This window comes from uncultured Methylobacterium sp., assembly GCF_964251405.1.
In the GTDB taxonomy this organism is placed as follows: Bacteria; Pseudomonadota; Alphaproteobacteria; order Rhizobiales; family Beijerinckiaceae; genus Methylobacterium.
This window is the reverse complement of record NZ_CAXUJR010000061.1, coordinates 1-11,600: the sequence shown is the minus strand read 5'-3', so window position 1 is coordinate 11,600 and position 11,600 is coordinate 1. Positions and strand designations below refer to the sequence as shown.

Annotated in this window: 12 protein-coding genes; 11 read left to right on the top strand and 1 reads right to left on the bottom strand. The window is 67.6% G+C overall.

Features of this window, described 5'->3' with window-relative positions; genetic code table 11:
- The first annotated feature begins 23 nt into the window (after positions 1-23).
- Both ACFE7U_RS12025 and ACFE7U_RS12020 read left to right on the top strand, forming a co-directional pair.
- Positions 24-1,832, top strand: coding sequence for an adenine deaminase C-terminal domain-containing protein (locus ACFE7U_RS12025; protein WP_375409963.1), 1,809 nt, complete (start codon positions 24-26; stop codon positions 1,830-1,832).
- Between the two features lie 127 nt (positions 1,833-1,959).
- Complete coding sequence (locus ACFE7U_RS12020) at positions 1,960-2,280, top strand: DMT family transporter (protein ID WP_375409962.1); 321 nt, start codon at positions 1,960-1,962, stop codon at positions 2,278-2,280.
- Between the two features lie 58 nt (positions 2,281-2,338).
- Here ACFE7U_RS12020 and ACFE7U_RS12015 read toward each other — a convergent pair whose 3' ends face one another.
- Positions 2,339-2,836: an outer membrane protein assembly factor BamE gene (locus ACFE7U_RS12015; RefSeq protein WP_375409961.1), complete on the bottom strand. Its 498-nt coding sequence runs from the start codon at positions 2,834-2,836 to the stop codon at positions 2,339-2,341.
- 214 nt (positions 2,837-3,050) lie between these two features.
- Here ACFE7U_RS12015 and ACFE7U_RS12010 point away from each other — a divergent pair, with 214 nt between their 5' ends.
- The 9 genes from ACFE7U_RS12010 to ACFE7U_RS11970 all read left to right on the top strand — a co-directional run bounded on the left by ACFE7U_RS12010 (position 3,051) and on the right by ACFE7U_RS11970 (position 11,460).
- Positions 3,051-3,608, top strand: a complete 558-nt coding sequence (locus tag ACFE7U_RS12010) for a ubiquinol-cytochrome C chaperone family protein (protein ID WP_375409960.1) — start codon at positions 3,051-3,053, stop codon at positions 3,606-3,608.
- Positions 3,605-4,114 carry a DUF177 domain-containing protein gene (locus ACFE7U_RS12005; protein WP_375409959.1) on the top strand — a complete coding sequence of 170 codons (510 nt, stop codon included), beginning with the start codon at positions 3,605-3,607 and terminating at the stop codon, positions 4,112-4,114. The genes ACFE7U_RS12010 and ACFE7U_RS12005 overlap by 4 nt, the downstream gene beginning before the upstream one ends.
- 219 nt (positions 4,115-4,333) lie before the next feature.
- Complete coding sequence (plsX, locus tag ACFE7U_RS12000; RefSeq protein ID WP_375409958.1) at positions 4,334-5,368, top strand: phosphate acyltransferase PlsX; 1,035 nt, start codon at positions 4,334-4,336, stop codon at positions 5,366-5,368.
- Between the two features lie 52 nt (positions 5,369-5,420).
- Positions 5,421-6,398, top strand: coding sequence for a beta-ketoacyl-ACP synthase III (locus tag ACFE7U_RS11995; protein WP_375409957.1), 978 nt, complete (start codon positions 5,421-5,423; stop codon positions 6,396-6,398).
- A gap of 96 nt (positions 6,399-6,494) precedes the next feature.
- Positions 6,495-6,815 (top strand): integration host factor subunit alpha, encoded by a 321-nt coding sequence (locus tag ACFE7U_RS11990; protein WP_375409956.1) that lies wholly within the window; start codon positions 6,495-6,497, stop codon positions 6,813-6,815.
- A gap of 14 nt (positions 6,816-6,829) precedes the next feature.
- Entirely contained in the window at positions 6,830-7,306 is a 477-nt protein-coding gene (locus ACFE7U_RS11985) for a MerR family transcriptional regulator (protein WP_375409955.1), read from the top strand.
- Between the two features lie 201 nt (positions 7,307-7,507).
- Positions 7,508-7,945 (top strand): 4-aminobutyrate aminotransferase, encoded by a 438-nt coding sequence (locus ACFE7U_RS11980; protein WP_375409954.1) that lies wholly within the window; start codon positions 7,508-7,510, stop codon positions 7,943-7,945.
- A 204-nt stretch (positions 7,946-8,149) separates the two neighbouring features.
- Positions 8,150-10,096 carry a PrkA family serine protein kinase gene (locus tag ACFE7U_RS11975; protein WP_375409953.1) on the top strand — a complete coding sequence of 649 codons (1,947 nt, stop codon included), beginning with the start codon at positions 8,150-8,152 and terminating at the stop codon, positions 10,094-10,096.
- Between the two features lie 62 nt (positions 10,097-10,158).
- Positions 10,159-11,460, top strand: coding sequence for a YeaH/YhbH family protein (locus tag ACFE7U_RS11970; protein WP_375409952.1), 1,302 nt, complete (start codon positions 10,159-10,161; stop codon positions 11,458-11,460).
- Positions 11,461-11,600: the final 140 nt, after the last annotated feature.

The following is an 11,600-nucleotide window of genomic DNA, read 5'->3' as shown; positions in this document are numbered from 1 at the left end:
ATGCCGGACGATCGAGGACCGCGATGACCGAACCACGCGCGCTGACCCGTTTCTCCGTCGAGCCCCTGAGCCGCATGACGCGGCGGCTCGCCGACGTCGCCGCCGGGCGCAGCGACCCGGACCTCGTCATCACCGGCGCACGCCTGCTCTCGACCTATTCGGAGCGTATCCTGCCCGACCGGGAGGTCTGGATCGCGGGCGGGCGCATCGCCGCCGTTCACCCCGCCGGCAGCCACCGCGGAGCCGCGCCGCGCAAGGACGTCGCCGGCGGGCTCCTGGCGCCGGGTCTCGTCGATCCGCATCTCCACATCGAGAGCAGCATGGTGACGGCCTGCGCCTATGCGGAGGCCGCCCTCCTGAACGGCACCACCACCATCGTCTGCGACAGCCACGAGATCGGCAACGTGCTCGATTCCGATGGGATCAGTTGGATGCTGGAGGATGCCAGGGCCGCCCCGCTCAACATCTACCTCACCGTGCCGAGCACGGTGCCGGCGACCTCGCCGGACTTGGAGACCGCCGGCGGCGACCTCACGCCCGCCAAGATCGCCGCCCTGTTCGATGCCTGGCCGGAAGCGATCGGGCTGGGCGAGAAGATGGATTTCGTGGCCGTGGCCGAGGGCGACGCCCGCGCCCATGCGATCATCGCCGCCGCGCTCGAGCGCGGCAGGCCGGTCTCGGGCCATATCTACGGGCGCAGCTTCGTCGCGCCCTATGCAGCCAGCGGCGTCACCGACACGCACGAGGCCATCGACCAGGACATCGCCGACGACCTTCTGGAGGCGGGCGTCTGGGTCTACCTGCGCGGCGGCCCGCCGACCACGCCCTGGCACAGCCTGCCCAAAGCCATCGGGACGATCACCGCCCTCGGAGCCGCGGCCAAGCGTGTCTGCGTCTGCACCGACGACCGCGACGCGCAGGATCTCCTCGCCTTCGGCCTCGACTGGGTGGTGCGCGAAGCCGTTCGCCTGGGCGTCCCGCCGGTCCAGGCCTGGGCGATGGGCTCGCTGCATCCGGCGACCCGCTACGGCCTCGACGGCGAGGTCGGTGGCTTCGGTGGCGGGCGCCGCGCCGACCTCGTGCTGCTCGACGACAGCCTCGTCCCGCAATCGACCTGGTATGGCGGGCAATGCGTGGTCGAGGACCGCCGCATCACGCCGCTGCTCGATGCGGCGCTGTCGCGCCCCTACCGCTACCCGTCTCCCGCCTACGAAACGATCCACCTGCCCGATCCGGTGCCGCGCCTCGTGCCGGAGTTGCCGACCGCTCCCTGCACCGTCAACGCCATCCGTACGACGCTGCCCGGCATCGAGCTGGTCCACGAGCGGTTCACGCTGCAGCCCGGCGCCGACTGGACAGCCACCCTCAGGGACAACGACTGCACCTTCGTCACCGTGATCGAGCGCCACGGCCGCAACGGCAACGTCGCGCATGGGCTGCTGCGTGCGTTCGGCCTCCGGGCGGGGGCGGTGGCCAGCAGCGTCGGCCACGACTCGCACAACGTGATCGTGGCGGGGTTGAACGAGCCCGACATGCGGCTCGCCCTCGACACCATCGGCGCGACGCAGGGCGGCGTCTGTATCGTCGAGGACGGCAAGGTCGTCGCATCCGTACCGCTGCCCGTGGCCGGCCTGCTCTCCGACAAGCGGGTCGGCGTCGTCGCCGAGGAGGTGCGCATCCTCAAAGCGGCCTGGGAGCAGGCGGGCTGCACCATTCCGTACATGGGCTTCAACCTGATCCCGCTCTCGGTGATCCCGGAGATCCGCATCACCGACAAGGGCCTCGTCCTCGTACCGGGCATGCGGATCGTACCGCTGTTCGAGGCCGCCTGAACGGGCACGGGGTCCCGAACTTGACAGCCGGGGGCGGCGCTTTAGCTAAGCCGGCGCGAGGCCACGTCCTCCCCCGTTCGCGGGGCCCAAGTCCGGGACGGCCCGGCCCTTTGAGCGGAGGGCCGCAATGGCTTGGGTCTACCTCATCAGCGCGGGCGTTCTCGAAATCGTGTGGGCCTACGCGATGAAGCAATCCGACAGCTTCACGCGCCCATGGCCGACGACGATCATGGCCGTGACGATGGCTGGCAGCTTTGGCCTTCTGGCCCTCGCCATGCGGACGTTGCCGCTCGGAACGGCCTACACGATCTGGACAGGCATCGGTGCGGTGGGTGCCTTCCTGATCGGCATCACCGTCCTTGGGGAGCAGGCGAGTGCCGCCCGGCTCATCGCGGCTGCCTTAATCGTCTCGGGGCTCGTCATGATGAAGCTGTCGAGCACGCATTGAGCCGCGAAATCCGCGCGACTCAGGCGCTCGGTGGGTACCGAGCGCCGGATCTAGACCGCTAGTTGCCGCGGTTGGCGCCAGGGACGATGCTGGTGCCGCTGCCGCTGCCGAAGGGCTCGTAGCGGGTCAGGCCGCGGAAGAGCTGGCTGAGGAAGGCGCGGTCGGAGCCGCTCGACGGGGTGGTGCGCTCGATGAAATCGAACACCTTGCCGTCCTGGAGACCGTAGAGGGCGACGCGCTCCACCTTGAAGGCGCCGCTGAAATACACCGCCGTGACCTTCTGGTCCTCGACCTGCTCGCCGAGGAACAGCACCGTGCGGCGCGTGTTCTGGCTGATGTAGTACCAGGACTTGTTGCCGACGGTGGAGACGGTGGAGGGTGTGCCGAGGATCTGCAGCACCTGCTCGGCACTCATGCCCGGCTTGATGGTGGCGAGCGCGGCCTGGTCGATCTGGTAGCCATGGCGAAGGTCTTCGCCGATGCAGCCCGACACGCCGATCCCGACGAGACCGATGGCGGCGAGACGAGCGAGCGACGAAACGAGACGGCGCGACATCGGCCACCCTTGATGCTTTTGAACACTGTACGCGAACTGCCGAACGCGCCTTGGCAATGTATTCTGGGGCCGCGTCAAACGCAGCCGGCCGTGAGGCCGGAAGGCGCTTGCACCTTGACCGTCCGTTGCCGTACCGCGGGGTTATGGTTTTGACAAGGCAAGCATGGCCGCAGCCCACGGCCGATTCCGAACGCGGATGGCGGCGGAGCCCGGCATGATCTGGCGACTGTTCCGGCGCGAGGACTCGCGCAACCGCGCCATCGAGGCGCTGCATAAGCGCATCAACGACGCCTCGCGGGCTCCCGCGCTCTATACCGCGCTCGGTGTTCCCGACTCGGTCGAGGGCCGTTTCGAGTGCCTGAGCCTGCACGTCATCCTGGTCTTGCGCCGCCTGGAAACGCTGCCGCCGCCCGCCGCCGACGTGGCCCAGGACCTCGTCAACTCGGTGTTCCTGCAGCTCGATTCCTCGCTGCGCGAGCTCGGGGTCGGGGATTTCGGGGTGCCGAAGCGCATGAAGAAGCTCGGCGCGGCCTTCTATGGGCGCGCCGAGAATTACGGCGCCGCGCTGGCGACGGCTGACGAGCACGCACTCGGTCTCGCGCTCGCCCGCAACGTTCTCGGAACCGACGAGGATGGGGCGGGGGCAGGCCTTGCGCGTTACGTGTTGGCGAGTGGCGCGTCGCTGCAGGACGCAAGCCTCGACGACCTCCTGGAAGCAGGGCCGCGCTTCCCGGAGCCCGGGGCATTCGCTGACGCGAGGAGTGCGCCATGACACATGGTTCCAAGGCCGGCCCGCTCACCCGCCCGACCCGCATCGATCGCTTGCGCAAGGACGGCAGCGAGGTGCTCGTCGAGGCGACGCCGCAGGAATGCGAGGCGCTGGCGGCCGAGTTCAAGATCCCGGCGATCCGCGACCTCGTCGGCCGCTTCAACGTCAGTGGACCCTCCTCCCGCCTGATCGTCACCGGCACCGTCAGCGCGACCGTGACCCAGGTCTGCACGGTGAGCCTCGATCCGTTCGAATCGGAGGTGTCGGAACCGGTGGAGGTCGTCTTCACCGATACCGACATCCTCGTTGGGACCGATGCCGAGGATGCCGACATACCCGATCCGATCATCGGCAACCGGATCGATTTCGGCACGTTGGCCGCCGAGTTCCTGGCGCTCGGGCTCGATCCCTACCCGCGCAAGCCCTGGATCGCGTTCACCCCCGTGACCGACGAGGACGAGGCCGGCCCACTCGGGGGCCTTCGATCGTTGCGCGACCGGGAGCCCTGACGGAAGCGCACTTTTCGACATCGCCCATTCGGGCAGGCCGGGTGGGCGCCCGAGATTTCGTTTGCCCGGTGGGCAGGGATCGCTATTTTCCGCCGCGCCGGGCACATGGCTCGCCCGAGAATGCGGCCCGCAGAACACACGGTCCGCAAGGACGCGGAGCCGCCATCCCGCCCTCACGACGGGGGCATCCCCTTCGCAAGAGGCCCCGGCCGGACCCCCATGTCACAGCGCGTGTGCATTTCCCTCGACGCCATGGGCGGCGATCATGGTCCCTCGACCGTCGTGCCGGGCGCGGCCATCGCCCGCGAGCGCCATCCCGAGATGACCTTCCTGATGTTCGGCGACGAGGCGATCCTCGCGCCGCTCGTCGCCGCCGAGCCCCGACTCAAGGGCGCCGTCGAGATCCGCCACACCACGATCGCCATCGCCATGGACGAGAAGCCGAGCCAGGCGGTGCGCTCGGGCCGCGGCAAGTCCTCGATGTGGCGGGCGATCCAGGCGGTGAAGGACGGCGAGGCCGATGCCGCCGTCTCGGCCGGCAATACCGGCGCGCTGATGGCGATGTCGAAGATCTGCCTGAAGACGCTGACCGGCATCGAGCGCCCGGCCATCGCCTGCCTGTGGCCGACCGTACGCGGCGAGAGCGTGGTGCTCGACGTCGGCGCCACCATCGGCACGGATGCCGAGCACCTCGTCGAGATGGCGCTGATGGGAGCTGCCATGGCCCGGATCGTCTTCGACCTCGACAAGCCGACGGTCGGCCTCCTCAATGTCGGTACCGAGGAGATGAAGGGCAACGAGGCGGTCAAGGAAGCCGCCCGCTGGCTTCGCGAGGCGACCCTGCCGAACCTGACCTATCACGGCTTCGTCGAAGGCAACGATCTCGGCAAGGGCACCGTCGACGTGGTGGTGACCGAAGGCTTCACCGGCAACATCGCGCTCAAGACCGCCGAGGGCACGGCCAAGCAGATCGGCACCTACCTGCGCTCCGCCATGAGCCGGACCCTGTCGGCCAAGATCGGCTACTTCTTCGCCCGTCAGGCCTTCAAGGCCCTGCGCGAGAAGATGAACCCGAGCCGTGCCAATGGCGGCGTGTTCCTCGGGCTCGAGGGAATCGTGATCAAGAGCCACGGCTCCGAAGACGCGCATGGCTTCGCGGCGGCGGTGGACCTTGCCCATGACATGGCCCGCCACGATCTCATGCGCACGATCCGCGACATGCTCGACCTGACGCCCGCGGCGGTGTCCGCGTGACGCCGCCCGCGATGGAAGGCGGGACGGAGGGCGAGATGGGAGGAATGCGTCGATGACGATCCTGCGCTCAGTCGTGGTGGGAAGCGGCTCTCACCTGCCCGCCCGCTGCGTCACCAACGCGATGCTGGCCGAGACCGTCGACACCTCCGACGACTGGATCGTCCAGCGCACCGGCATTCGACAGCGCTACCTCGTCGCAGCCGACGAGACCACGTCCACGCTCGGCGCACATGCGGCTCGGGCCGCGCTCGACGATGCCGGACTGGGTCCCGACGACATCGACCTCGTGATCTGCGCCACGTCGACGCCCGACCACACCTTCCCCTCCACGGCGACTCAGATCCAGGCGGCGTTGGGCATCCACCACGGCGCGGCCTTCGACCTCCAGGCGGTCTGCGCCGGGTTCGTCTACGGCGTCACCACCGCCGACAAGTTTCTCAGCACCGGCGCGGCGCGGCGGGCACTGGTCGTGGGCGCCGAGACCTTCTCCCGGATCGTCGACTGGGAGGACCGCACCACCTGCGTCCTGTTCGGAGACGGCGCGGGGGCGATCGTGCTCGAAGCCCAGCCCGGCGAGGGCACCAGCGCCGACCGCGGCGTGCTCGCCTCCAGCCTGCGCTCGGACGGGCGTCATCGCGAGAAGCTCTACGTCGATGGCGGACCCGGTTCCACGGGCACCACCGGACGTCTGAGGATGTCGGGCAAGGAGGTGTTCCGGTTCGCGGTCGGGTCCGTCACCGACGTCATCCTCGACGCCTTCCGGGCGAGCGGCACCACGGCCGACGACCTCAACTGGTTCGTGCCGCACCAGGCCAACCGCCGCATCATCGAAGCCTCGGCCGACAAGCTCGGCATCGCCCGCGAGAAGGTGGTGCTGACGGTCGACCGCCACGGCAACACCTCCGCCGCCTCGATTCCCCTGGCCCTCGACGTGGCCAGGAAGGACGGCCGCATCCGCCAGGGCGACCTCGTGATGATCGAGGCCATCGGCGGCGGTTTCACATGGGGCGCCGCCCTGATCCGCTGGTAGCGCCCGGCTTTCGGTTGACCCGGGCCGAGCGGGCGATTAGCGTGTCGCATCATAGAGATACGTGTCAAACGTATCGACACGTCCAGGGGCGGATTCATGAGTGGGAAGACGGTCACACGCGCCGATCTGAGCGAGGCCGTCTATCAGGAGGTCGGTCTCTCGCGCACCGAATCCTCCGCCCTCGTCGAAACCGTGCTCTCCGAAATCTGCGCTTGCCTCGCGCAGGGGGAAACGGTCAAGCTGTCATCGTTCGGTTCGTTCGTCGTGCGCAGCAAGGGCCGCCGCGTCGGGCGCAACCCGAAGACGGGCGTGGAAGTGGAGATCGAGCCGCGGCAGGTGATGGTGTTCAAGCCGTCGAACGTGCTGAAAGCCCGGATCAACGGCCTGAACGGCGCGGCAGCTCACGACGAGGATTGAGAACGACCATGGCGATGGCGGCGACGCGGGACCTTCCGGAAGCATCGGAGAAGAGCGCCGGAGCCTTCCGGACGATCAGCGAGGTCGCCGACGAGCTCGACGTTCCCCAGCATGTCCTGAGATTCTGGGAGACGCGCTTCACCCAGATCAAGCCCGTGAAGCGGGCAGGGGGCCGCCGCTACTATCGCCCGGAGGACGTCGACCTCATCAAGGGCGTGCGCCGCCTTCTGCACGGGCAGGGCTACACCATCCGCGGCGCGCAGCGCGTCCTCAAGGAAGGGGGTGTGCGCTTCGTCCAGTCGATCGGGCGGGGCGAGGCCGAGGCACCGGCGATGCGGGAACCGGACGCCGCCGAGGACGGGCCCGAGGCGGCCGGCGGCCTGTCGGCATCGGACAAGACGTCGCTCGAGGGAGTCCTGAACGAGCTCTACGCCTGTCGCGAGATGCTGGACGCGTTGAGGGTCCCGCCGGAAACCGGACTGGAATCCTAAGCCGCGAGCGAGTGAGACTGGCTCGTCATGCGGCGGAGCACGGGTACCGACGCGGCTCTGCCCGAAAAGACGGCACATTCCTTATTGAGAGGCACCACTCGACGCATGATCGTGCCGTCCCCACATGCGCTTCAGCCGAGGCACGGCAGGGACCGGGACATTCGGGACCGGACCGTCGCGCCCTCACGGGAGTCCGTCACGATGTTGATCCGCTCGACCGCCACCCTCGTCGCCATCGTCGCACTGACGGCACCGGCCCTGGCCCAAACCACGGTGACCCGCAGCGAGACCGTTGCCAGCGGCAAGACCGTCAGGCTCGCGATCGTCCCGAACCTGAAGAAGGATTGCACCGCCGGCCCGATGCCGGAGATCCGTGTCAGCGGTGCGCCGAAGAACGGCTCGCTCGTGACGAAGGTCGGCAAGATCAAGACGCCGGCGAGCTATCGCTGCCCGAACAAGGACGCCGCCGTTCAGGCTGTGTTCTACGAGAGCAAGGCAAACTTCACGGGTGCCGACGAGGTCGTGGTCGACATCAAGAATTCGGACGGCCAGGTCCAGACACAGACCATCAAGATCACGGTCGGGTCTGCGGCCGGCAAAACGGGTGGCGAGGCGAAGAAAGAGGGGACCGAACTCTGATCGAAACGACAGGTCCGGGCGCCGGCGCACCCTCACGGAGAGTGCGCCGATCGCACCGAACAGGCGACCCGGAATCGCTCCGTGTGGCATTCATCACACGCCGTAACCATGTCGCCGTCGCTCTGCGACAAATCTGGGCCTGTCAGTTGCATCGGAGGCGAGACAGGATGAAGCTGTGAATGTCGTGAGGGGATCGGAGTGCCTATGCCGTCGACGAACGACCTTTTCCAGAGCTTTGCCAGGGGCTACGAGGCGCGCCGCGATACGGAGATGAGTCTCTCCGACTATCTCGAAGCCTGCCGCGACGAGCCCCTGATGTATGCGTCAGCCGCCGAGCGCATCCTCGACGCGATCGGGAAGCCCGAATTCGTCGACACGGCCAAGGATGCCCGCCTCGGCCGGGTCTTCATGAACCGCACGATCCGAGTCTACCCGGCCTTCTCAGAGTTCTACGGCATGGAGGAGACGATCGAGCGGATCGTCTCGTTCTTCCGCCATGCCGCCCAAGGCCTGGAGGAGCGCAAGCAGATCCTCTACCTGCTGGGTCCCGTCGGCGGCGGGAAGTCGTCGCTGGCCGAGCGCCTCAAGGCCTTGATGGAGGTCCATCCGGTCTACGTGCTCAAGGCCGGGAACGAGGTCTCGCCGGTCTTCGAGAGCCCGCTCGGCCTGTTCGATCCGGAGCTCATGGGCTCGGAGATCCAGGAACGCTACGGCATCCCGCGCCGGCGCCTCACCGGGCTGATGAGCCCTTGGGCCCTGAAGCGGCTCGACGAGTTCAACGGCGACATCTCGCAGTTCAAGGTCATCAAGGTCCGGCCCTCGCGCCTGCGCCAGATCGCCATCGCCAAGACCGAGCCGGGCGACGAGAACAACCAGGACATCTCCTCCCTCGTCGGCAAGGTCGACATCCGGCGGCTGGAGACCCTGAGCCAGGCCGATCCCGATGCGTACTCCTACTCGGGTGGCCTGAACCGGGCCAACCAGGGCGTCCTCGAATTCGTCGAGATGTTCAAGGCGCCGATCAAGATGCTGCACCCCCTGCTCACGGCGACGCAGGAGGGCAACTATGTCGGCACCGAGAACATCGGCGCGATCCCCTTCACCGGCATCATCCTCGCGCACTCGAACGAATCCGAGTGGCAGACCTTCAAGACCAACAAGAACAACGAAGCCTTCATCGACCGCATCTACGTGATCAAGGTGCCCTACTGCCTGCGGGTCACCGAAGAGCAGCGGATCTACGAGAAGCTGGTCTCCGGCTCCGAGTTGTCGGACGCGTCCTGCGCTCCGGGGACGCTGGAGATGTTGGCACGGTTCTCCGTGCTCTCGCGGCTTCGCGAGCACGCGAATTCCAACGCGTTCTCGAAGATGCGGGTCTACGACGGCGAGTCCCTGCGCGAGGTCGATCCCCGCGCACGCTCGATGCAGGAATACAAGGACACCGCCGGCGTCGACGAGGGCATGGACGGGATCTCGACCCGCTTCGCCTTCAAGGTCATGGCCGCGACCTTCAACCACGACACCACGGAGGTCTCGGCCGACCCCGTTCACCTCATGTACGTGCTGGAACAGGCCCTGCGCCGCGAGCAGCTCCCACCCGAGACCGAGAAGCGCTACATCGAGTTCATCAAGACCGAGCTGGCGCCGCGCTACGCGGAGTTCATCGGTCACGAGATCCAGAAGGCCTATCTCGAATCGTACCACGATTACGGTCAGAACCTGTTCGACCGCTACATCGACTACGCCGACGCCTGGATCGAGGACCAGGACTTCAAGGATGCCGAGACCGGCCAGCTCCTCAACCGCGAGCTCCTCAACCAGGAGCTCACCAAGATCGAGAAGCCGGCCGGCATCGCGAACCCGAAGGATTTCCGCAACGAGGTCGTCAAGTTCGCGCTGCGCTCCCGCGCGCAGCACGGCGGCCGCAATCCGTCGTGGACGAGTTACGAGAAGCTGCGCGAGGTCATCGAGCGGCGGATGTTCAGCCAGGTCGAGGAACTACTGCCGGTGATTTCCTTCGGGTCCAAGAAGGACGGCGACACCGAGAAGAAGCATGGCGAGTTCGTCGAGCGCATGGTCGCGCGCGGCTACACGGAGCGGCAGGTTCGGCGCCTCGTGGAATGGTACATGCGGGTGAAGCAGGCCGGGTGAGGATGGCCGTACCGGCTGGCCGGACCCGCGGCGATCTTGAGGGTTGAGGGCGAAGACACCGGATGCACATCGTCGACCGTCGGCTCAATCCAGGAGGCAAGAGCCTTCCCAACCGCCAGCGCTTCCTGCGCCGTATCAAGGACATGGCACAGCGGTCGGTGCGGGAATCCGCGCGCGAGAAGGACATCAAGGATCTCGGCAAGGATGGGCGCGTGACGGTGCCGGTGGACGGGGTGCGGGAGCCCCGCTTCAGCCGCCAGTCCGGCACCGGCCTGCAGGACCACATCCTGCCCGGCAACAAGACCTACGTGGAGGGCGACCGCATCGAGCGGCCGCCGAGCGGATCGGGCGGCGGCGGCTCGGGGGAGGGCGGCGACGGCTCTGAGAACAGCGAGGACGCGTTCCGCTTCGTCCTCACCCGCGACGAGTTCCTCGAACTCTTCCTCGAGGACCTCGAACTGCCCGACCTCGCCAAGCGCCGGCTCTCGGTGGTTGAAACGGAAGGCCTGCGGCGGGCCGGGTACACCACATCCGGATCGCCGGCCAACCTCGCGCTGACCCGAACGCTGCGCAATTCGATGTCGCGGCGCATTGCCCTCAAGCGTCCGAAGCCCGACGAGATCGCCACGCTGGAGGCGCAGATCGCGCAGGCGTTCGAGACCGATCCCGCTCTGCCCGATCTGAAGCTCGCCCTGGAGGCCCTGCGCGAGCGCTCAAAGCGCATCCCCTACGTCGATCCCCTCGACCTGCGCTACCGCCGTTTCGAGACCTATCCGCGCCCGGTGGCGCAGGCGGTGATGTTCTGCCTGATGGACGTGTCCGGCTCGATGACCGAGCACATGAAGGACTTGGCCAAGCGCTTCTACATCCTGCTGCACATCTTCCTGACGCGCCGCTATCGGCACGTTGAGATCGTCTTCATCCGCCACACCGACAAGGCGACGGAGGTGGACGAGGAGACCTTCTTCGGGTCCCGCGAGACCGGCGGCACCCTGGTCTCCTCGGCGCTCGTCGAGATGAAGCGCGTCATCACCGAGCGCTACGACCCCAACGATTGGAACATCTACGCGGCCCAGGCCTCTGACGGCGACAACGTATCGAGCGACGCTCCTACGGCGACCGACCTGCTGCGCGCCCACATCCTGCCGGCCTGCCAGCACTTCGCCTATCTCGAGGTCGGAGACGAGAACGGACCGCGGGCGGGCTTCGTCGAGCACCGCACGACCCTATGGCGGACCTACGAAGCCCTGGCCAAATCCGGCGGCGCCATCGCCATGCGCAAGGTCAACCACCGCCGCGAGATCTACCCGGTGTTCCGCGAGTTGTTCGGGCGCAAGGACGCGCGGGCGGAGGCGGGGGCGTGAGGGGCGGCAACTCTCTCCTCCCCCTTGCGGGGAGGAGCTGGAGGTGGGGGTGGCCGGGTGACCCTTTGGCGAGGCCAGCGGAACCACCCCCACCCCCCTACCCCTCCCCGCAAGGGGGAGGGGAGGCCCACCGGATCGCT

Excerpts from the sequence above, each read along its gene's own strand:
- ACFE7U_RS12025 (WP_375409963.1), top strand. The coding sequence starts at position 24 with ATGACCGAACCACGCGCGCTGACCCGTTTCTCCGTCGAGCCCCTGAGC.
- ACFE7U_RS12020 (WP_375409962.1), top strand. The coding sequence starts at position 1,960 with ATGGCTTGGGTCTACCTCATCAGCGCGGGCGTTCTCGAAATCGTGTGG.
- ACFE7U_RS12015 (WP_375409961.1), bottom strand. The coding sequence starts at position 2,836 with ATGTCGCGCCGTCTCGTTTCGTCGCTCGCTCGTCTCGCCGCCATCGGT.
- ACFE7U_RS12010 (WP_375409960.1), top strand. The coding sequence starts at position 3,051 with ATGATCTGGCGACTGTTCCGGCGCGAGGACTCGCGCAACCGCGCCATC.
- ACFE7U_RS12005 (WP_375409959.1), top strand. The coding sequence starts at position 3,605 with ATGACACATGGTTCCAAGGCCGGCCCGCTCACCCGCCCGACCCGCATC.
- plsX (WP_375409958.1), top strand. The coding sequence starts at position 4,334 with ATGTCACAGCGCGTGTGCATTTCCCTCGACGCCATGGGCGGCGATCAT.
- ACFE7U_RS11995 (WP_375409957.1), top strand. The coding sequence starts at position 5,421 with ATGACGATCCTGCGCTCAGTCGTGGTGGGAAGCGGCTCTCACCTGCCC.
- ACFE7U_RS11990 (WP_375409956.1), top strand. The coding sequence starts at position 6,495 with ATGAGTGGGAAGACGGTCACACGCGCCGATCTGAGCGAGGCCGTCTAT.
- ACFE7U_RS11985 (WP_375409955.1), top strand. The coding sequence starts at position 6,830 with ATGGCGGCGACGCGGGACCTTCCGGAAGCATCGGAGAAGAGCGCCGGA.
- ACFE7U_RS11980 (WP_375409954.1), top strand. The coding sequence starts at position 7,508 with ATGTTGATCCGCTCGACCGCCACCCTCGTCGCCATCGTCGCACTGACG.
- ACFE7U_RS11975 (WP_375409953.1), top strand. The coding sequence starts at position 8,150 with ATGCCGTCGACGAACGACCTTTTCCAGAGCTTTGCCAGGGGCTACGAG.
- ACFE7U_RS11970 (WP_375409952.1), top strand. The coding sequence starts at position 10,159 with ATGCACATCGTCGACCGTCGGCTCAATCCAGGAGGCAAGAGCCTTCCC.